Genomic DNA, 20,573 nt, shown 5'->3' with positions numbered 1-20,573 from the left:
CCCCGGCCCCGCCGTCGATGCCCGACCCCCGAAAGAGGACCGCTGCCCCTCGGCGCCGAAGCCGTCCCGCGTTACGCGGCCGCCGCCTTCGCCGCCGTCAGCGCCTCGATCAGCCGCTCCGGCTCACGCGTCGACAGGTACAGGTACGGAGTCGGGTCCTGCGGATCGGTGACCATCACCCGCACGGCCCGCGGGATGTAGGCGCGCAGCAGCAGGAACGCCCGGGTGTCGGCCTTGTACGTGCGCCAGGCGCGGGCCTCCTCCGGATCGAGGATCTCCGCCTCGCCCAGCGCCGTGACCGGCACCTTCGCCTCGCCCGCGATCAGAGAACCGCCCACCACGCGGATGCGCACCGCGCCGTACGAACTGGCCGCCACCGCCGCCACCGCCGTACCGCCCGCCAGGCCGCCCAGCATGGGCAGCGTGCCGAAGGGCAGCAGGATCAGCGCGAACGCCAGCCCCACGAGGAAGGAGACCAGCCACCAGGAGCGGGGCGCGGTGAGGCGTTCTTCGTACGGGGCCGTCGAGAGCTGCATGGAACAAGCTTGGCACGGTATCGGTGTTCGGCCGACGCGCGGGTAAGGTCTGCGCCTGTGAGTGGTACTTCCCCAGGTCTTCAGCCCCCCGCCGACGCCGTGAAGCCCGTACGGCACCCCGAGGCGCCCGCCCCCGGCGAACTGCTCGGCGCGCACTACGGCCAGTGTTTCGGCTGCGGCGGCGACCAGCCCCACGGACTGCACCTCCAGGCGCGGGCGGGTGAAGGCGTGTCGATCACCGCCGAGTTCACCGTGCGCCCCGCCCACCAGGGCGCCCCCGGCCTGGCCCACGGCGGCGTACTGGCCAGCGCCCTGGACGAGACCCTCGGCTCGCTGAACTGGCTGCTGCGCACGATCGCGGTGACCGGACGGCTGGAGACCGACTTCCGGCGGCCGGTGCCGGTCGACACGACGCTGTACCTGGAGGCCGAGGTCACCGCGGTCGCCGGCCGGAAGATCTACTCCACCGCCACCGGCCGGATCGGCGGCCCCGACGGCCCCGTGGCCGTTCGCGCGGACGCCCTGTTCGTCGAGGTCAAGGTCGATCACTTCGTCGAGAACGGACGTGACGAGGAGATCCGCGCCGCCATGGACGACCCCGACCAGGTCCGCCGGGCCCGCGCCTTCGAGGTGAACCCGTGAGCGGCGCCGGCCTCGAGGTGCTGATCCGGCGCGTCGACGAGGACGTGCCGCTCCCGGCGTACGCGCAGCCCGGCGACGCGGGCGCCGACCTGCGCACCACCGTCGGCTGCGAGCTGGCGCCCGGCGAACGCGCCGTACTGCCCACGGGCGTGTCTGTGGCGCTGCCCGAGGGGTACGCGGCCTTCGTGCACCCACGTTCCGGTCTCGCCGCCCGCTGCGGTGTCGCCCTCGTGAATGCCCCGGGGACGATTGATGCCGGGTACCGTGGGGAGATCAAGGTGATCGTGGTGAATCTCGACCCGCGCGAAAGCGTGCGGTTCGAGCGCTTCGACCGGATTGCCCAACTGGTCGTCCAGCAGGTCGAGAGGGTCCGCTTCCGTCAGGTCGCGGAACTTCCCGACTCGGCGCGGGCCGAGGGGGGCTTCGGGTCCACCGGCGGGCACGCCGGGTTGGACCGTGCAAGCGGCACAAGCGGTCGGGTCGCCGAGGGCGGCCCGACGGGTGGGAATCGATACGCTTCGGTCGTATCCGACCGGGAAGGACAGTGACGTGTTCGGACGTCGCAAGAAGATGGATGCCGCCGAGGACGCGGCCGGCGAGACCGAGCAGGTCGTCGACAGCGCCGACACCGAGGCGGACGAAGAGCGCGAACGCGTACGGCTCGAGCCCGAGCCGCGCCCCGACGGACCCTGGGACAGCAGTGAGGTCCGCGATCCGGCCGAGGGCCGGGTGGACCTGGGCGGCCTGTTCGTCCCCGGCGTCGACGGCATGGAACTGCGGGTGGAGGTCGCGGGCGACGCGATCGTCGCCGCGACCGTGGTCCTGCGCGACAGCGCCATCCAGCTCCAGGGTTTCGCCGCGCCCAAGCGCGAGGGCATCTGGGGCGAGGTGCGCGAGGAGATCGCCTCCGGCATCACCCAGCAGGGCGGCATCATCGACGAGGTCGAGGGCCCGCTGGGCTGGGAGCTGCGGGCCCAGGTGCCGGTGCAGCTGCCGGACGGCACGGGAGGCTTCCAGGTCGTGCGGTTCGTCGGCGTGGACGGGCCCCGCTGGTTCCTGCGCGGAGTGATCTCCGGCCAGGGCGCGGTGCAGCCGCAGGCCGCGGGTCTGCTGGAGCAGATCTTCCGGGACACGGTCGTGGTCCGCGGCGAGGGCCCGATGGCCCCCCGCGACCCGCTCGTCCTCAAACTGCCGAACGACGCGCAGATGGTCCCCGAGGGCGTCCAGCAGGAGGAGGCCTCCCGCTTCTCCGGAGGCATGGGCCAGCTCCAGCGCGGACCGGAGATCACCGAGGTCCGTTAGGCAAGGGTCCCGTACGATTTTCCGTACGCCCGCGGCGAGGGTCGCGCCCCGAGGGGTGCGGCCCTCCGTGTCGTGAGGGGGTGGGGCGGTGGGTGGCCCTCCGCGTGGAGACGGGGTTCGGTTCCGCTCCGCGGATGCGGAAGGGGTTCGGCTCCGCGCGTGGTGGGGCGACGTGGCCGCCCGGGCGCGCCGCTCCGTCCCGGGGCCGGCCCCGCTCGGGGCCCTCGGAAGACGGGTGCTCGGAAGCCTCGGGCGCGTGGTGCCGGCCCTCCGGGCCGGGCCGGCGCCGCGGCGGATCCGGTACCGGCCGTTGAACCACCGCGTCCCCGCCGGTGATACTGGCGCCCGGTCGCACCGGGGGAGGGGCACATGAGCCAGGTGGTCGCGGAGACCATGGTGCGCGTCGAGGGCGTACGGAAGGCGTACGGGCAGGGCGGCGCCGCCGTGCACGCCCTGCGCGGCGTCTCCTTCGAGGTGCCGCGCGGTGAGCTGGTCGCCCTCAAGGGCCGTTCGGGGTCGGGCAAGACCACCCTCCTCAACGTCGTCGGCGGGCTCGACGCACCCGACGCCGGGCGGGTCGAGGTGGACGGCCGGGAGCTGGCGGAGCTGGACGAGGACGGGCTGCTCGCCCTGCGCCGGGACCGGATCGGCTTCGTCTTCCAGTCCTTCGGGCTCGTCCCGATCCTCACGGCCGCCGAGAACGTCGGCGTGCCGATGCGGCTGCGCCGGACCGCCCCGCGCGAGCGCGAGGAGCGCGTCGGACTGCTGCTCTCCCTCGTCGGCCTCGCCGACCACGCCGCCCAGCGGCCCGGCGAGCTCTCCGGAGGCCAGCAGCAGCGTGTCGCCGTCGCCCGCGCCCTCGCCAACAACCCCGCCCTGCTCATCGCCGACGAGCCCACCGGCCAGCTGGACGCCGAGACCGGGCACTCCGTGATGGAGCTGCTGCGGGCCGTCGTTCGCAGCGAACAGGTCACCGCCCTGGTCGCCACCCACGACGCCACCCTGCTCGACCTGGCCGACCGGGTGCTGGAGCTGCGGGACGGCGAGATCGTCGAGCAGTGACAGCAGTGACAGCAGTGACAGCAGTGACAGCAGTGACACTGCGGCGTCGGAGCCGCGTCCGAGCGTGACGCTCCGGCGTCAGAGTTCCGTCAAGGACGGCCGGTGACCGCATCCCGCCCCGTTTTGTCGTGATTGCGGGTCGTAAGGTCGACGCTGCGCACTCGGCGCAGACCGGAAGACAATGAGGCCATGGGACGCGGCAAGCTTCGGATCTACCTGGGTGCGGCACCCGGCGTCGGCAAGACGTACGCGATGCTGGCCGAGGCGCACCGGCGCGTCGAGCGGGGCACCGACTGCGTCGTGGCCCTCGTCGAGCACCACGGCCGCTCCCGCACCGAGGTGATGCTGAGCGGCCTGGAGCAGATACCGCGCCGGGAGGTCGAGTACCGCGGCACGGCCTTCACCGAGCTGGACCTGGACGCGGTCCTGGCCCGCGCCCCCCGGGTGGCGCTGGTGGACGAACTGGCCCACACCAACGTCCCCGGCGTGCGCAACGCCAAGCGCTGGCAGGACGTCGAGGAGATGCTGGCCGCCGGGATCGACGTCGTCTCGACCGTCAACATCCAGCACCTGGAGTCACTCGGCGACGTCGTGGAGTCGATCACCGGTGTGCGGCAGCGGGAGACCGTGCCGGACGAGGTGGTGCGGCGGGCCGACCAGATCGAACTGGTCGACATGTCGCCCCAGGCACTGCGCCGCCGCATGGCCCACGGCAACATCTACCAGCCGGACAAGGTCGACGCGGCCCTGTCCAACTACTTCCGGCCCGGCAACCTCACCGCCCTGCGCGAGCTGGCGCTGCTGTGGGTGGCGGACCGGGCCGACGAGTACCTCCAGCAGTACCGCAGCGAGCACCGCGTCTCGAAGATCTGGGGCTCGCGCGAACGCATCGTGGTCGGCCTGACCGGCGGCCCCGAGGGCCGGACGCTGATCCGGCGGGCCGCGCGCCTCGCCGAGAAGGGCGCCGGCGGCGAGGTGCTGGCCGTGTACATAGCCCGCAGCGACGGCCTGACCTCGGCCTCCCCGAAGGAGCTGGCGGTGCAGCGCACCCTGGTGGAGGACCTCGGCGGCACCTTCCACCACGTGCTCGGCGAGGACATACCCGCCGCCCTGCTCGACTTCGCGCGCGGCGTCAACGCCACCCAGATCGTCCTCGGCTCCTCGCGCCGCAAGGCCTGGCAGTACGTGTTCGGGCCCGGCGTCGGCGCCACCGTCGCCCGCGAGTCGGGGGCCGACCTGGACGTCCACATCGTGACCCACGAGGAGGTCGCCAAGGGGCGCGGACTGCCGGTGGCCAGGGGCGCGCGGCTCGGGCGCTCCCGGATCGTCTGGGGCTGGTTCACGGGGATCGGCGGACCGGTGCTGCTGACCCTGCTGCTCAGCGCCGTGCACCTCGGGCTCGCCAACGACGTCCTGCTCTACCTCGCCCTCACCGTGGCCGCGGCCCTGCTCGGCGGGCTGTACCCGGCGCTCGCCTCGGCCGCCGTCGGGTCGCTGCTGCTGAACTGGTTCTTCACGCCGCCCGTCAACCGGATCACCATCGCCGACCCCCGGAACATCCTTGCGCTCGCCATATTCGTGGGCGTCGCGCTCTCCGTGGCCTCGGTCGTCGACCTCGCCGCCCGCCGCACCCACCAGGCGGCCAGGCTGCGCGCCGAGTCGGAGATCCTGTCCTTCCTCGCCGGTGACGTGCTGCGCGGCGAGACCAGCCTGGAGACGCTCCTGGAGCGCGTGCGCGAGACCTTCGGCATGGAGTCGGCCGCGCTGCTGGAGCGGGAGGGCGACGTGGCGCCCTGGACCTGTGCAGGCCGCGCCGGGTCGGGACCGCCGGTCGACCGTCCGGAGGACGCGGACGTGGACATGCCCGTCGGCGACCACATGGCCCTCGCGCTGACCGGCCGCGTCCTGCCCGCCGAGGACCGCCGGGTCCTCGCGGCCTTCGCCGCCCAGGCCGCCGTCGTCCTGGACCGGCGCCGCCTGCGCGAAGAGGCCGACCGGGCGCGCGCCCTGGCCGAGGGCAACCGCATCCGCACCGCGCTGCTCGCCGCCGTCAGCCACGACCTGCGCACCCCGCTGGCCGGCATCAAGGCGGCGGTGACAAGCCTCAGGTCCGACGACGTGGCCTGGTCCGAGGAGGACAGGGCGGAGCTACTGGAGGGCATCGAGGAGGGTGCCGACCGCCTCGACCACCTGGTGGGCAACCTGCTCGACATGTCCCGCCTCCAGACCGGCACGGTCACACCGCTGATCCGCGAGATCGACGTGGACGAGGTGGCGCCGATGGCGCTCGGCGGGGTGCCCGAGGGGAGCGCGGAGCTGGACATCCCGGAGACGCTGCCCATGGTCGCCGTGGATGCCGGGCTCCTGGAGCGGGCGATGGCCAACCTGGTGGAGAACGCCGTCAAGTACAGCCCGGCCGGGCGGGCCGTCCTGGTCGCCGCCAGCGCCCTCGCGGACCGCGTTGAGGTACGGGTCGTCGACCGGGGGCCGGGCGTGCCGGACGAGGCCAAGGACCGCATCTTCGAGCCCTTCCAGCGGTACGGCGACGCTCCGCGCGGAGCCGGGGTCGGGCTCGGTCTGGCCGTGGCCCGGGGCTTCGCCGAGGCGATGGGCGGCACGCTGAACGCCGAGGACACGCCCGGCGGCGGCCTCACCATGGTGCTCACCCTCCGCGCGGTGGCCCGGCCCGCGCCGGCACCCCACCCAGCGACAGCAGAAAGGCAGGCCGCCGGATGACCCGCGTCCTCGTGATCGACGACGAACCGCAGATCGTGCGCGCCCTCGTGATCAACCTCAAGGCGCGCCACTACGAGGTCGACGCCGCCCACGACGGTGCCACCGCCCTCCAGCTGGCCGCCGCCCGCCAGCCCGACGTGGTGGTGCTGGACCTGGGCCTGCCGGACATGGACGGCGTCGAGGTCATCAGAGGCCTGCGCGGCTGGACCCGGGTGCCGATCCTGGTGCTGTCCGCCCGGCACTCCTCCGACGAGAAGGTCGAGGCGCTGGACGCCGGCGCCGACGACTACGTCACCAAGCCCTTCGGCATGGACGAGCTGCTGGCCCGGCTGCGGGCCGCCGTCCGCCGCTCCGAGCCGGTCCCCGGCGGCGAGGACGACGTGATCGTGGACACCGCGGAGTTCACCGTCGACCTGGCCGCGAAGAAGGTCCACCGCGGCGGGCGGGACGTACGCCTGACGCCCACCGAGTGGCACCTGCTGGAGGTGCTGGTGCGCAACACCGGGCGCCTGGTCAGCCAGAAGCAGCTGCTGCAGGAGGTGTGGGGGCCGTCGTACGGGACGGAGACGAACTACCTGCGGGTCTACATGGCCCAGCTGCGCCGCAAGCTGGAGGCGGACCCGGCGCACCCCCGGCACTTCGTCACCGAGCCGGGCATGGGGTACCGCTTCGAGAAGTGAAGGCGGGGCCGGGGGAGCGGAACGTGAGCCTCGCCATCCCTCCCCGAGCGGGGTGCGTGGCTGTCGGCGGGCCCCGGTACGCTTCAGATATGAGTGCTGCTCCGCGTTCCGACAAGCCGGTGGGCCGGTTCCGGCGCATGTTCGACCGGCTCTCCTCGTCCCAGGAGGACCTGGAGTCGGAGGAACTGCGCGAGGACACGGACACCACCGGCTGCACCCGCATCGGAGACTGCCAGGACCGGCAGGTCGTCTCGGTAACTGGTACCTTGCGCACGGTCACCCAGCGGCCACGCGCCGGCGTCCCGGCCCTGGAGGCCGAGCTGTTCGACGGGTCCGCCGCCCTGGACGTGGTGTGGCTGGGCAGACGCTCCATCGTGGGCATAGAGCCGGGGCGCAAGCTCATCGCATCGGGCCGGGTCTCGATGAGCCACGGCCGCCGGGTGCTCTTCAACCCGAAATACGAACTGAGACCCCTCGGACGGGAGTAGCCGGTGACGTCGCTCGACAAGCCGACCGAAGACACGACAGAGGCCGACGACTCCCGGGCGGTGACGGAGGCCGCGCTGTTCGAGGCGTTCGGCGGCGTGCGGGGCATGATCGAGACGGTGCTTCCGGGCCTGCTCTTCGTCACCATCTTCACGCTCAACAACGACCTGCACATGTCGGCGATCGCGGCCCTGGCCGTGTCGTTGGTGCTGGTCGTGGTCCGGCTGGTGATGAAGGACACCGTCAAGCACGCGTTCAGCGGGGTCTTCGGCGTCGCCTTCGGCGTGGTCTTCGCGATGATGACCGACAACGCCAAGAACTTCTACCTGCCGGGCATGCTGTACACCCTGGGCCTGGCCCTCGCCTACATCGTCACCTCGCTGGCCGGGGTGCCGCTGATCGGCCTGATCCTCGGCCCGGTCTTCAAGGAGAACCTCTCCTGGCGCACCCGCAACCCGGGCCGCAAGAAGGCGTACACGAAGGCCAGCTACGCCTGGGGCCTCATCCTGCTCGCCAAGTCCGCGATCCTCTTCCCGCTGTACTGGTTCGCCGACACCGAGCAGCTCGGCTGGGTCCTGGTCACCCTGAAGATCCCGCCCTTCCTGCTCGCCGTGTGGCTGACCTGGGTCTTCCTGGCCAAGGCCCCGGCACCCATCGACGTGTTCGCGGAGATGGAGGCGGCGGAGGAGGCCGAGAAGGCTGAGAAGGCCGGGCGGGAGCGGCGCGAGCAGGAGGCCGACGGCACCCTGCCGGGGTCGCCGTCCGGGGCCGCCGGGGCCGACGGAGCCGACGGGGAAGGCGCCGACCTGCGCGGCGGCAGGCACCGCAAGGCCTGACCGGCAGGACGACCAAGGCGACCAAGGCGATACGGCGGTGGGGCGCCCCGAGATCTCGGGGCGCCCCACCGCCGTATCGCCTTGCCCGGGACGTACCGGCCGCCGTGAACCGGCCCGCTGGGCCGCCCCGGCCTGGGCCGTGCCGTCTCGGCTCAGACCGTGCCGTCCGGCCGCCGCCGCGCCGACAGCAGGTCCTCCAGCTGTTCCTCACGGGCCTGCGCCGCGACGAACAGCAGTTCGTCACCGGCCTCCAGCGAGTCCTCCCGCGACGGCGTCAGCACCCGGGTGCCGCGGATGATCGTCACCAGGGACGTGTCCTCGGGCCACTGGACGTCGCCGACCTGGGTACCGGCCAGCGCCGACTCCTCCGGCAGCGTCAGCTCGACCAGGTTCGCGTCGCCGTGGCTGAAGCGCAGCAGCCGGACCAGGTCGCCGACGCTCACCGCCTCCTCCACCAGGGCCGACATCAGACGCGGGGTGGAGACGGCGACGTCCACGCCCCAGGACTCGTTGAAGAGCCACTCGTTCTTCGGGTTGTTCACCCGGGCGACGACCCGCGGGACGCCGTACTCCGTCTTGGCCAGCAGCGACACGACGAGGTTGACCTTGTCGTCGCCCGTCGCGGCGATGACGACGTTGCAGCGCTGCAGCGCCGCCTCGTCCAGGGACGTGATCTCGCACGCGTCGGCGAGCAGCCACTCCGCCATCGGGACCCGCTCGACCGAGATGGCGGTCGGCGCCTTGTCGATGAGCAGGACCTCGTGGCCGTTCTCCAGCAGCTCGCCCGCGATCGAACGGCCGACCGCGCCGGCACCGGCAATGGCGACCCTCATCAGTGACCGCCCTCCTCTTCGGGACCCTTGGCGAACGCCGCCTCGACCTTGTGGACCTCGTCGGTGCGCATCATCACGTGCACCAGGTCGCCCTCCTGCAGCACCGTCTGCGAGGTGGGCAGGATCGCCTCCCCGAGCCGGGTGACGAAGGCGACCCGCACGCCCGTCTCCTCCTGGAGCCGGCTGATCTTGTGACCGACCCAGGACGACGACGTGTGCACCTCGGCGAGCTGGACGCCGCCCGTGGGATCGCGCCACAGCGGCTCGGCGCCCGAGGGGAGCAGCCGGCGCAGCATCTGGTCGGCCGTCCAGCGGACGGTGGCCACGGTCGGGATGCCCAGGCGCTGGTAGACCTCGGCGCGGCGGGGGTCGTAGATGCGGGCGGCGACGTTCTCGACGCCGAACATCTCGCGGGCCACTCGGGCGGCGATGATGTTCGAGTTGTCCCCGCTGGACACGGCGGCGAAGGCGCCGGCGTCCTCGATGCCCGCCTCGCGCAGGGTGTCCTGGTCGAAGCCGATGCCGGTGACCCGGCGACCGCCGAACGAGGAACCGAGGCGCCGGAAGGCGGTGGGGTCCTGGTCGATCACGGCGACCGTGTGCCCCTGCTGTTCCAGGTTCTGGGCGAGAGCGGAGCCGACCCGCCCGCAGCCCATGATGACAATGTGCACGGCTTACACCACTCTTCTTCTCAGCCCACTGAGCGGGGTGAACGTCCCGTTCATCTTCCTCTTTCGGCTCGACGGGCACACACATGCGGCCCCGCTGGGAGCCGCATGCCACCATCATGCCCGCCCGCCGCGGCACGCCCCCGCCGGGGTGGGTGGGCAGACGAGGCACGGACGCGCGCCGGACGAGGCCGCGGACCCGACGATGACTCGGGCCGGCCGGGACAGAAGCGGGGCGAGGGATGTACGCCGCCGTGTCGTTCCTGCTTCCTACTTCCTACTTCCTCTTCGGCGTACGTCACGGACGGCGAAGTTCGTCCCCCACGTGCACGGAGGGCCGCCCGTGCCAGCCCTCCGCCGGAGTTCCCCGCCGACCGATGCTGCGCACGCTGGCGAAGGTCAGGATTCCGAGGCCGACGAGCGTGACGCCGCCGCCGATCAGCTCCGCGGACAGGTGCATGGAGTCTCCCTCAGCGCGACGGACAGCGGTTCGGCCGGTGTTGGTCATATAGGCATGCGAACCCCGCCACCAGCGCAATCCGCAGCCGCCCCGCCCCCCGAGTTCACCCGTAGGGCAGACGGCGGCCGGATCGGGGGTGGCGGGTGGGCGGCCGCTCGTTCGAACGCTTACGATCCTCTGTTGTGTCCAAACTGACCGACGTGCCCAAGCGGATCCTGATCGGGCGCGCCCTGCGCAGCGACCGGCTGGGCGAGACGCTGCTGCCGAAGCGCATCGCCCTCCCCGTCTTCGCGTCCGACCCGTTGTCCTCGGTGGCGTACGCGCCCGGCGAGGTCCTGCTGGTCCTGTCCATCGCGGGCGTGTCGGCGTACCACTTCAGTCCCTGGATCGCGGTCGCGGTCGTCGTCCTGATGTTCACGGTCGTCGCCTCCTACCGGCAGAACGTGCACGCCTACCCGAGCGGCGGCGGCGACTACGAGGTGGCCACCACCAACCTGGGCCCGAAGGCCGGGCTGACCGTGGCCAGCGCCCTGCTGGTGGACTACGTCCTGACGGTCGCCGTCTCCATCTCCTCCGGCATCGAGAACCTGGGCTCGGCCATCCCCTTCGTCGTCGAGCACAAGGTCCTGTGCGCGGTCGCCGTGATCCTGCTGCTGACGCTGATGAACCTGCGCGGGGTCAGGGAGTCGGGCACCCTCTTCGCGATTCCGACGTACGTCTTCGTCGCCGGCGTCTTCATCATGATCGTGTGGGGCGCGTTCCGCGGCCTGGTCCTGGGCGACACCATGCGCTCCCCGACGGCGGACTACGAGATCAAACCGGAGCACGGCGGCCTGGCCGGGTTCGCCCTGGTCTTCCTCCTCCTGCGCGCCTTCTCCTCCGGCTGCGCCGCGCTCACCGGCGTCGAGGCCATCTCCAACGGCGTCCCGGCCTTCCGCAAGCCCAAGTCGAAGAACGCGGGCAACACCCTGGCCATGATGGGCCTGCTCGCCGTGACCATGTTCTGCGGCATCATCGCGCTCGCCTCCGCGACGGACGTCCGCATGTCGGAGAACCCGGCCACCGACCTCTTCCACAACGGCGTCGCGGTCGGCGCGGACTACGTCCAGCACCCGGTGATCTCGCAGGTCGCCGAGGCGGTCTTCGGCGAGGGCAGTTTCCTGTTCGTCGTCCTCGCCGCCGCCACCGCGCTCGTCCTCTTCCTGGCCGCGAACACCGCGTACAACGGCTTCCCGCTGCTCGGCTCGATCCTCGCCCAGGACCGCTACCTGCCCCGGCAGCTGCACACCCGCGGCGACCGCCTGGCCTTCTCCAACGGCATCGTGCTCCTCGCCGGGGCCGCCATGCTCCTGGTCGTCGTCTACGGCGCCGACTCCACCCGGCTGATCCAGCTCTACATCGTCGGCGTGTTCGTGTCCTTCACGCTCAGCCAGATCGGCATGGTCCGCCACTGGAACCGGAACCTGACCGGCGAACGCGACCAGGCCAGGCGCCGCCACATGATCCGCTCCCGGGCGATCAACGCCTTCGGCGCCTTCTTCACCGGCCTGGTGCTGGTCGTCGTCCTGGCCACCAAGTTCACCCACGGTGCCTGGGTCGCCCTGCTCGGCATGTGCATCTTCTTCGCGACGATGACGGCGATCCGGGGCCACTACGACCGCGTCGCCGAGGAGATCGCGGCCCCCGAGGACCCCGAGGAGGCACAGAGCGACGACATGGTCCGCCCCTCCCGCGTCCACTCGGTCGTCCTGATCTCCAAGATCCACCGCCCCGCGCTCCGCGCCCTCGCCTACGCCAAGCTCATGCGCTCCGACAGCCTGGAGGCGCTCAGCGTCAACGTCGACCCGGCCGAGACGAAGGCCCTGCGCGAGGAGTGGGAGCGCCGCGGCATCGCCGTACCCCTGAAGGTCCTGGACTCGCCGTACCGCGAGATCACGCGGCCGGTCATCGAGTACGTCAAGGGCCTGCGCAAGGAGTCCCCGCGCGACGCCGTCTCCGTGATCATCCCCGAGTACGTGGTCGGCCACTGGTACGAGCACCTGCTGCACAACCAGAGCGCGCTGCGCCTCAAGGGCCGCCTGCTGTTCACCCCCGGCGTCATGGTCACGTCCGTCCCCTACCAGCTGGAGTCCTCCGAGGCGGCCAGGCGCCGGGCCCGCAGACGCCAGAACTGGAGCGCCCCCGGCGCGGTCCGCCGGGGCCCCGCCCACCACGACCGCACGAAGGACTCGTCCTCGTCCACCTCTTCGTCCACGTAGACTGGACGGCTGTTGTCCTCAGCCGTCACCCCCGTTCTCTGGAGTCACCCCGCCATGCAGGCAGAACCGACGAATACGCAGGCGGAGACGCGAGCGACGCCGCAGCCGGCCGAGCGACCGGCCTCGCTGGTGGGCGAGGAGTACGAGGTCGAGGTCGGGCCCGTCGCCCACGGCGGCCACTGCGTCGCCCGCACCTCCGAGGGCCAGGTGCTGTTCGTCCGGCACACGCTGCCCGGCGAGCGCGTCGTGGCCCGGGTGACGGAGGGCGAGGAGGGCGCCCGCTTCCTGCGTGCCGACGCGGTGGAGATCCTGGACGCCTCCAAGGACCGCATCGAGGCGCCCTGCCCGTTCGCCGGCCCCGGGCGCTGCGGCGGCTGCGACTGGCAGCACGCCAAGCCGGGCGCCCAGCGCCGCCTCAAGGGCGAGGTCGTCGCCGAGCAGCTCCAGCGCCTCGCGGGCCTCACCCCGGAGGAGGCCGGCTGGGACGGCACGGTGATGCCGGCGGAGGGCGACAAGCTGCCCGCCGGGCAGGTCCCCTCCTGGCGCACCCGCGTCCAGTACGCCGTGGACGCGGACGGCCGCGCCGGCCTGCGCCGCCACCGTTCCCACGAGGTCGAACCGGTCGACCACTGCCTGATCGCGGCGGACGGCGTCAGCGAGCTGGGCGTCGAGCAGCGCGACTGGCCCGGCATGGCGACGGTCGAGGCGATCGCGGCCACCGGCTCCCAGGACCGCCAGGTCATCCTCACCCCCCGCCCCGGGGCCCGCCTCCCCCTCGTCGAACTGGACCGCCCGGTCTCGGTCATGCGCGTCGACGAGAAGGACGGCGGCGTCCACCGCGTCCACGGCCGCTCCTTCGTCCGCGAGCGCGCCGACGGCCGCACCTACCGGGTCGGCTCCGGCGGCTTCTGGCAGGTCCACCCGAAGTCGGCCGACACGCTGGTGACGGCGGTCATGCAGGGCCTGCTGCCCCGCAAGGGCGACATGGCCCTGGACCTGTACTGCGGCGTCGGCCTCTTCGCCGGCGCGCTGGCCGACCGCGTCGGCGACCAGGGCGCGGTCCTCGGCATCGAGTCCGGCAAGCGCGCCGTCGAGGACGCCCGCCACAACCTCGCCGGCTTCGACCGGGTCAGGGTGGAACAGGGCAAGGTCGAGGCGGTCCTGCCCCGCACGGGCATCTCCGAGGTCGACCTCGTCGTCCTCGACCCGCCCCGCGCGGGCGCCGGCCGCAAGACGGTCCAGCACCTCACGACCCTCTCCGCCCGCCGCATCGCCTACGTCGCCTGCGACCCGGCCGCCCTGGCCCGCGACCTGGCGTACTTCCGGGACGGGGGGTACCGGGTGCGGACACTGCGGGTGTTCGACCTGTTTCCGATGACGCACCATGTGGAGTGCGTGGCGATCCTTGAGCCTGCGACCAAGGGTGCCTGACCTGCGGTTTTGTTGTTGTGGTGGGTTGCTCGACCTGTTGCCCTCCGTGCAGCGGGTTCGAGCGGACGGATCACTCTTGTACCTCGCTGACCTGCGGATTCGTGAGCGAGGTGCCCGCATCGGCGACGCCTTCAGAGGGGCGTTCGGAGATTCGTGACGCTCGGATGACGCTCGAAGCGGAAGTCTCTGCTGCACCGCCGCAGGCGATGCGAGTGACCATTCCGGCCCCACTTTCCTTGGAGGCCGGGAACGCGGCCCGACCGCACCACTCTGATACCGGCCAGGTATCATCTGTGTATAGCGATGACACTCCGGCTCCCCGACGACCTTGACGCGAAGCTCACCGAGCGGGCTCGTCGGGAGGGTCGCAGCAAGCAGGAGCTTGCCATCGAGGCCATCCGTCAGGCCCAGGACCGGGCCGAGCTGAAGGTCGATGACGTCCTGGCCGAGCTGACGGACAGCGATGCGGAGATCTTGGACTACCTGAAGTGACGGACGTGCGTTACCTCCAGGTCGACGAGATCCTGGCCATCGCCCGCGCAGTCAACGGTACCGAGCACAGTGTGCGTGACTTGGGTCTTCTCGTATCGGCGGTTGAACGGCCCCGGACCAACGTGTTCGGAGCCGAGCTGTATCCCACGCTGCACGAGAAGGCGACGGCGCTGCTGCACTCCGTCGCCCGCAATCGCGCGCTGATCGACGGCAACATACGCACCGCCTGGCTCGCGATGCGCGTCTTCCTGCGGTTCAACGGCGTCAGTGCCAGTGCTGCCCCGCCGCCTGTCTCCGTCGCCGGTCCTTTCGTCGAGGAAGTCGCGCAGGACAACGTCGATGTACCGGCTGTCGCCAAGCGCCTCTCGATCTGGTTCCCCCTTTCCTGACGCTCGAAGAGACGAGAGCGCATCATGTGCGATGCGGGGCAATACTGGAGCTTGCCGCAAAGGGATCTGACTTGCGGATTTGCGAGTCAAGTGGGACGCGACCAGGGGCAACCGGCCCTCCTCGGCTGCTTGTGAGAACAAGCGGCCGAGGCCCCGGTGGGCTCGGCGAGGATCAGACGGGGGATCGTCTCTTTCGATGGTGCTGGGAAGCACCCGACGCACCTGCCATCGGGTACGGGCACGCTGCTAGCCAGTAGTGGCGGCCAGCAGCACCAACCTAGCGACCAAATTGCCGGTAACGTCGTGGAGGACGAAGTTGGAGAGTGCCACCAGTACGGAGGCCGGATCAGCGCTGGGGAGCGCCAACCGTGCAGCGCCGCCACCCACGCGATCATCGGCCTGAACACGCACGGAAGCTGTACGACATCCTCGTCGATGGCCCGCACCGGGGCGCCGTTGCCGGGAGGGCGGGGAGTTGCGATGTCGTCGGCACGGGTGGCTCGTCGCGAGTGGAGGTCGGCCCGACGTTGTGTCGACGCGGCCGCGATTGCGTTTGCCGGCAGAAGGGGCTGAGCGGACGCGCCGATCGGACTTCCTGGCGGCAGCAGCGGATGCGAAGATCCGCCCGTCGGCTATCGGCGGGCACGGGAGTGAGGGGCGCGCGGCGACGGCATCAGGCGCCGCCCGGCCGTTGTGGCCGGGCGGTACAAGAAAACACCGCGTCCCATGCGAGTTCGTCGGCGCGGCGCCGATCACGCCGGAGATGGTGAATGCCGCGGCGACAGCGGCGTCGCGGCGCGCACCAGGAACGCGGTAATGAGGCCGCCGCCCGGGAAACGCCGACCCCGCGCCGCTGGGGTGACCGCGCCGAGGACGACCGGACTGGACTCGACGGCGGACCCGAGGTGGCGCAGCACGTGGGTGGTGGCGCTGGCCATGCCCGTCAGATGCGGTGCACGCTGCCCAGCGCCATGGCCGTGACGGAGTTGATGGTCGGAGCGGATCCGACGCCTCGCAGGACGCGACGGGAGCCGCGAAGAGCTGGACACCGGGCCGGAAGGTCTCCCCTACGCGGGGGAGGTAGAGGGAGGTGAGGGTCTGTTCCAGACGAGGACGGCGATCAGCTGCGGCCACGGCCGGCGAGGAAGGCGGTGCGGTACCAGCCCGTCCGCGAGCCGGGCTCCGGCGCCGGCGACGAACGCAGCCGGGTCGATGTCCTCCACGCCGACGGCCGCGGTCAGCTCCCACCAGCCGCACCCCGTCGGTCCGGGCGCTCGCTTTGACGAGTACGGCGGTCCACAGCAGGCCCTTGACTTGGGTGGGGGCTTGGTCGGAGTGATCGTCACCGGTGCCACGACGAGCTCGGTGGCCGGAGCGACTGTCAGCTGCACGGTCACGCCGTTCGTCCGGATGAGCGCCAAGTCAAGTCCGTTTTATGCAAAGGGACTTGAGGGGTACGTGGGGCGGTACTGACCTGACCGGAAACAGGGCGTCCAACGCATGCCGTTCCGCTGGCACCTTGCTGCCAATTCCCCGCCCGCCCCTGCGGAAAACCGTATGGTCCGAGGTGGGGGAAACCGCACGAGTTCGAGGGCTAACCGCATACCGGCACTGAGCTGGCACTTCTAGCGTGGTCAACGGATCGCGGCACCAGCCCGCGGCGTGTGCTTCGTACCTGGAGACTTCGAATGGACCACATCACCCTTGCGCTGCCACAGGAGCCCGCGGACGGCATCGCGGGATGGGCGGCCGACCTGGTGGACGCCATGGGCGCGCCCGGTGCCGGCCTCGCTGTCGCCCTGGAGAACCTCTTCCCGCCGCTGCCGAGCGAGATCATCCTGCCGTTGGCCGGCTTCGCCGCCGGACAGGGAGTCATCAGCCTGTTCGCGGCCCTCTTCTGGACCACTCTCGGGTCCGTGGTGGGTGCCGTGGCCCTCTACTGGATCGGCGCACTGATCGGCCGAGAGCGGATGTACGCGATCTGGGCGAAGCTGCCGCTGGTCAAGACCGCCGACCTGGAGCGGACGGAGGAGTGGTTCGCCAAGCACGGCACCAAGGCCGTCTTCCTCGGCCGCATGGTGCCGATCTTCCGCAGCCTGATCTCCGTGCCGGCCGGCCTGGAGCGCATGCCCCTACCGACCTTCCTGGTCCTCACCGGCCTGGGCTCACTGGTGTGGAACGCCGTGCTCGTCCTGTCGGGATACTGGCTGGGCGACCAGTGGGACAAGGTCGGCGACTACGTCGGTGTGATCAGCAAGGCCGTCCTGGTCATGGTGGTCCTCGCCCTGGCCTTCTACATCGTGGTCCGGCTGCGCTCGCGCGGCACCGCCCAGCACCGCCGCCCGTCGTGACCAGTCCCCTCCTGACCCGGACCGAGCGATCTTGCCCCGGCTGCACCGCCCCACTAGGCTCGGCGAACGTGCAGGGGGAACCGGCGGACACGACCATCCAGCCCCTCCCGACGGTGCCCGGAACCGCGCTGGCGGGAGGCGAGCCCGAGGCGAAGCCCGCCCCGGCGCTGCCCCTGCGCGCCGCGGGGGTCTTCCTGGGCTGCCTGACCGCGGTGCTAGGACTCCTTTACTTCGTCATCGCCGGTGTCCCGCTCGGCCCGCTCCTGCTGTGGCCGCGTACCCGGCGCCGGGCGTTCGTCGTCCTCACCTCCGGAGCCAGGCGGCTGACGGCCTTCGAACGGTGGCGCCGCTCGGTCTTCTTCGGGAACTCCTTCCCCGATCGTCCCGTGCCCGACCAGCAGATCCTGCGCTACCTCGCCGCCCGTACCTACGCCGGCCTGATCACCGGCGTGGTGCTCGGCCTCCTCGGCTTCGGCGCCGTCCTCGCCGGCCTGCTCGTCGCGAGTCTGGCCCGGGGCACCCTCGACGGCCGGGAGTTGGTCACCCAGGTCGTGCTGGGCGGGGTGCTGCTCTTCCTGGACGTACAGGGCCTGTTCTCGCTGGAGGCGCTCGACGCGCGGATGGCCCGCGAGTGCTTCGGGCCCTCGGAGCGTGAGCTGATGCAGCAGCGCATCGACGAACTGGCCACCAGCCGGGCGGCGGTGCTCCAGGCCGTCGACACCGAGCGCCGGCGCATCGAGCGGGACCTGCACGACGGCGTGCAGCAGCGTCTGGTCGCGCTGGCCATGCTCCTCGGGCGGGCCCGGCGCGGCGGCCGCACGCCCGAGCAGGCGCGCAGCCTGCTGGAACAGGCGCACAAGGAATCACAGGACGTCCTGACGGAACTGCGGGAAGTGGCCTGGCGGGTGTATCCGACGGCGCTGGACAACCTGGGGCTCCAGGAGGCGCTCGCCGGGGTGTCGGAGCGGTGCAGCATCCCCATCCGGACCGACTTCGCGCTCGCCGAGCCGCTGCCCGCCTCCGTGGAGACCGCCGCGTACTTCGTCGTGTCGGAGGCGGTGACCAATGCCGCCAAGCACTCGGCCGCCACGGAGATCCAGGTGAGCGTCCGCAAGTACGGACCGGTCCTCCTCGTCCAGGTCGAGGACGACGGCGTCGGCGGCGCCAGGCCGGAGGGCAGCGGACTGACCGGGCTGCACAGCCGGGTCGGCGCCCTGGACGGCCGGCTGCACGTCCACAGCCCCTCAGGGGGCCCCACCACGATCACCGCGGAGCTGCCGTGCGCGTAATGCTGGCCGAGGACTCGACCCTGCTGCGGGAAGGGCTGGTCCGCCTCCTCAGCGAGGAGGGTCACGAGGTCCTGGCCGCGGTGGGCGACGCCGTCGCCCTCCTGCGGGAGATCGAGCAGCTGCGGCCGGACATGGTCGTCGTGGACATCCGGATGCCTCCCACCCACACGGACGAGGGACTGCGGGCGGCGCTGGAGATCCGCAAGCGGTGGCCCAGCGTCGGGGTGCTCGTCCTGTCCCAGCACATAGAGCGCAACTACGCGGCGCAGCTGCTCACCTCGAACGCGGAGCGGGTCGGCTACCTGCTGAAGGACCGGGTCGCCCAGGTGGAGGAGTTCCTCGACGCACTGGAACGGATCGAGGCGGGCGGCGCCGCCATCGACCCGGAGGTCGTACGGCAGCTGGTGATCCGCACGACGCACAGCGACCCGCTGGCCCGGCTGACCCCTCGGGAGCGCAGCGTCCTGGAGACGCTGGCGCAGGGGTACACCAACGCGGCGATCTCGGAGAAACTGCACGTCTCCATGAGTACCGTCGAGAAAAACCTCAACATGATCTTCGACAAGCTCGAACTCGTCCACGCCACCGGCTACAACCGCCGGATCCTGGCCGTATTGCGGTATCTGGAGTCCTGACGCGTGAAGAGCCGGGCGTCGGGTCGTCCCCGTCGCCCGGCTCGTCGTCGTCACCGGCCCGACGGCTCACCGGTCACTCAGACCCCGTCACTGGAACGAGTACGGGTTCAGCGCGTCGTCCGGCAGGTGCTCGATCTGGACGCGGTCGCCGATACCGGCCTCCTCGGCGAGTTCGAGCAGCACGTCGAGGGCCACGTGGTCCTCGAGCCCGAACCCCGTCGAGTCGAAGACCGTGACACCGTCCCGGTGCGGCGCTGCGGTTTTCGGGTCGGCGCACATCGTCATGAGGTCGGGCCCGACATCGCCCTCCTCCAGCTGCTGGCACTCTCCCTCCCGCAGCGCCTGCGCCAGGTGGTCCGGCGTCACGAACGCCGACTTCAGGACGGGCACCGGGACCTCGAACTTGCCGATGAGGTCGGCCCCGATCGCGTTGATGTGCACGTGCGGCCGCAGGTTCGTGCCGCTCAGCACCGGGCCGTCGCCCACACCGACGGAGGTGACGGTGCAGATGATGTCCGCCGCCGACTCCAGCTCGGCCAACTCCACGACCTTGATGTCGAGGTCCAGGAAGTCCACCCGGTCCGCGAACGAACGCGCGTGGTCCGGGTCGATGTCGTGCACCAGGATCTGCTCCAGCGGGAACACCCGGCTCAGCGCGTGCGCCTGGGTCACCGCCTGGGCGCCGGCGCCGACCAGGCCGAGGACCCGGCTGTCGGGACGGGCCAGCATCCTGCTGGCGATCGCCGAGGCGGCTCCGGTGCGGATCGCGGTGGGCAGGATGCCGTCGCACACCGCCAGCAGACGGCCCGTCACGTCGTCGTAGCGTGTGAGGGACCCGATGATGGTGGGCAGCTGGAACGTGCCGGGGTTCGACGGTGTGTAGGCCACCGTCTTGATCGTTATGGAACGCCCCGGATCATGGTGCGGCATCCACTCGAGGATGGCCGTGTTCCCCGGGCCGCGCAGAAAACCGTCCCGGGTGGGGCTCACGCCTTTGTCCGGAGCGGTGAAGGCCTCCTGGAGCCGGACGATCATCCGGTCCATGAAGCGGTCGTTGCCGCTCTCCTTGACGAGTTTGGCAACATGCTGCCGGGTGAGGACCGTGGTTTCCATTTTCTCCCCTCAATTGTCGTCGCTCCTCGGCAACTAATTGCTAAGGAATGTGCGTCTGTCATTCGATGAGCTACGATCCGCGCTCGGCCGACACTTCAAGCAGGAAGCTATTGCGTACCCTTTCGGGGGTGCCGGTCAATTCGCGCTCCGAACATAACCGTCCGGCTTTTAATGGTCAAGGATTCCAAGGTGCGTTACGGTTTTCCGCAGGTTTCTCACTGCGGTTTCCCGCAAGGCGGACCTGCGGTTTTCCGTACGGTGAACCTGCGGGAAGCAACGGTCAGCACGACGGTTTACCTCGTATCCCCCCGACTGTCGGTGGATCTAGCGTTCTGCTCATCGAGATCCGACCGGCTTCCAGGGCCGGACCTGCA

The 20,573-nt window shown here is 71.1% G+C and carries 20 protein-coding genes; 15 read left to right on the top strand and 5 right to left on the bottom strand.

The genetic code is table 11. The annotated features are described in order from the left end of the window. Positions 1-71 precede the first annotated feature (71 nt). The gene (locus IG94_RS0113800; RefSeq protein ID WP_031035249.1) at positions 72-536 is read right to left on the bottom strand and encodes a DUF3093 domain-containing protein; all 465 of its coding nucleotides are present in this window, start codon (positions 534-536) and stop codon (positions 72-74) included. 57 nt (positions 537-593) lie between these two features. On the opposite strand from IG94_RS0113800, the gene IG94_RS0113795 reads away from it, so the two are divergent. From IG94_RS0113795 to IG94_RS0113760, 8 genes are all read left to right on the top strand, one after another. Continuing rightward, on the top strand, positions 594-1,178 hold the full coding sequence (locus IG94_RS0113795; protein ID WP_031035247.1) for a PaaI family thioesterase: 585 nt from the start codon (positions 594-596) through the stop codon (positions 1,176-1,178). Beyond that, a complete protein-coding gene (gene dut, locus IG94_RS0113790; RefSeq protein WP_031035244.1) occupies positions 1,175-1,726 on the top strand; it encodes a dUTP diphosphatase in 552 nt (183 codons plus the stop codon). The genes IG94_RS0113795 and dut overlap by 4 nt, the downstream gene beginning before the upstream one ends. A gap of 1 nt (position 1,727) precedes the next feature. Next, a complete protein-coding gene (locus IG94_RS0113785; protein WP_031035242.1) occupies positions 1,728-2,480 on the top strand; it encodes a DUF3710 domain-containing protein in 753 nt (250 codons plus the stop codon). Positions 2,481-2,849: 369 nt separating this feature from the next. Further along, entirely contained in the window at positions 2,850-3,542 is a 693-nt protein-coding gene (locus IG94_RS0113780) for an ABC transporter ATP-binding protein (RefSeq protein WP_031035239.1), read from the top strand. 189 nt (positions 3,543-3,731) lie between these two features. Next, complete coding sequence (locus tag IG94_RS0113775; RefSeq protein ID WP_031035235.1) at positions 3,732-6,278, top strand: sensor histidine kinase; 2,547 nt, start codon at positions 3,732-3,734, stop codon at positions 6,276-6,278. After that, a complete protein-coding gene (locus IG94_RS0113770) occupies positions 6,275-6,958 on the top strand; it encodes a response regulator (protein WP_031035234.1) in 684 nt (227 codons plus the stop codon). The genes IG94_RS0113775 and IG94_RS0113770 overlap by 4 nt, the downstream gene beginning before the upstream one ends. Before the next feature lie 89 nt (positions 6,959-7,047). After that, positions 7,048-7,446 (top strand): OB-fold nucleic acid binding domain-containing protein, encoded by a 399-nt coding sequence (locus IG94_RS0113765; RefSeq protein WP_078535994.1) that lies wholly within the window; start codon positions 7,048-7,050, stop codon positions 7,444-7,446. A gap of 3 nt (positions 7,447-7,449) precedes the next feature. Next, on the top strand, positions 7,450-8,280 hold the full coding sequence (locus IG94_RS0113760; protein WP_031035227.1) for a DUF3159 domain-containing protein: 831 nt from the start codon (positions 7,450-7,452) through the stop codon (positions 8,278-8,280). A gap of 152 nt (positions 8,281-8,432) precedes the next feature. On the opposite strand, the gene IG94_RS0113755 is transcribed toward IG94_RS0113760, so the two are convergent. From IG94_RS0113755 to IG94_RS42875, 3 genes are all read right to left on the bottom strand, one after another. Then, positions 8,433-9,113, bottom strand: coding sequence for a potassium channel family protein (locus IG94_RS0113755; RefSeq protein WP_031035218.1), 681 nt, complete (start codon positions 9,111-9,113; stop codon positions 8,433-8,435). Next, positions 9,113-9,784 carry a potassium channel family protein gene (locus IG94_RS0113750; protein WP_031035215.1) on the bottom strand — a complete coding sequence of 224 codons (672 nt, stop codon included), beginning with the start codon at positions 9,782-9,784 and terminating at the stop codon, positions 9,113-9,115. The genes IG94_RS0113755 and IG94_RS0113750 overlap by 1 nt, the downstream gene beginning before the upstream one ends. A 295-nt stretch (positions 9,785-10,079) precedes the next feature. Continuing rightward, positions 10,080-10,241, bottom strand: coding sequence for a hypothetical protein (locus IG94_RS42875; protein WP_169752354.1), 162 nt, complete (start codon positions 10,239-10,241; stop codon positions 10,080-10,082). Positions 10,242-10,423: 182 nt separating this feature from the next. Here IG94_RS42875 and IG94_RS0113740 point away from each other — a divergent pair, with 182 nt between their 5' ends. From IG94_RS0113740 to IG94_RS0113705, 7 genes are all read left to right on the top strand, one after another. Continuing rightward, complete coding sequence (locus IG94_RS0113740; protein WP_031035213.1) at positions 10,424-12,499, top strand: APC family permease; 2,076 nt, start codon at positions 10,424-10,426, stop codon at positions 12,497-12,499. A gap of 54 nt (positions 12,500-12,553) precedes the next feature. Then, positions 12,554-13,930 carry a class I SAM-dependent RNA methyltransferase gene (locus tag IG94_RS0113735; protein WP_043483600.1) on the top strand — a complete coding sequence of 459 codons (1,377 nt, stop codon included), beginning with the start codon at positions 12,554-12,556 and terminating at the stop codon, positions 13,928-13,930. Between the two features lie 297 nt (positions 13,931-14,227). After that, entirely contained in the window at positions 14,228-14,422 is a 195-nt protein-coding gene (locus IG94_RS0113730; protein WP_031035210.1) for a ribbon-helix-helix protein, CopG family, read from the top strand. Beyond that, on the top strand, positions 14,419-14,811 hold the full coding sequence (locus IG94_RS0113725) for a type II toxin-antitoxin system death-on-curing family toxin (protein ID WP_031035208.1): 393 nt from the start codon (positions 14,419-14,421) through the stop codon (positions 14,809-14,811). The genes IG94_RS0113730 and IG94_RS0113725 overlap by 4 nt, the downstream gene beginning before the upstream one ends. A 1,688-nt stretch (positions 14,812-16,499) precedes the next feature. Beyond that, positions 16,500-17,162, top strand: a complete 663-nt coding sequence (locus IG94_RS0113715) for a DedA family protein (protein WP_031035203.1) — start codon at positions 16,500-16,502, stop codon at positions 17,160-17,162. 68 nt (positions 17,163-17,230) lie between these two features. Then, positions 17,231-18,451, top strand: a complete 1,221-nt coding sequence (locus tag IG94_RS0113710; RefSeq protein WP_078892293.1) for a sensor histidine kinase — start codon at positions 17,231-17,233, stop codon at positions 18,449-18,451. Further along, positions 18,451-19,086, top strand: a complete 636-nt coding sequence (locus IG94_RS0113705; protein WP_037768854.1) for a response regulator — start codon at positions 18,451-18,453, stop codon at positions 19,084-19,086. The genes IG94_RS0113710 and IG94_RS0113705 overlap by 1 nt, the downstream gene beginning before the upstream one ends. A gap of 87 nt (positions 19,087-19,173) precedes the next feature. Here IG94_RS0113705 and IG94_RS0113700 read toward each other — a convergent pair whose 3' ends face one another. Further along, on the bottom strand, positions 19,174-20,199 hold the full coding sequence (locus IG94_RS0113700) for an ornithine cyclodeaminase family protein (protein ID WP_031035196.1): 1,026 nt from the start codon (positions 20,197-20,199) through the stop codon (positions 19,174-19,176). Between the last annotated feature and the right edge of the window lie 374 nt (positions 20,200-20,573).

This window comes from Streptomyces olivaceus, from assembly GCF_000721235.1.
Classification (GTDB): Bacteria; Actinomycetota; Actinomycetes; order Streptomycetales; family Streptomycetaceae; genus Streptomyces; species Streptomyces olivaceus.
The sequence above is the reverse complement of the archived record's forward strand: the minus strand, read 5'-3'. Positions and strand labels throughout refer to the sequence as shown.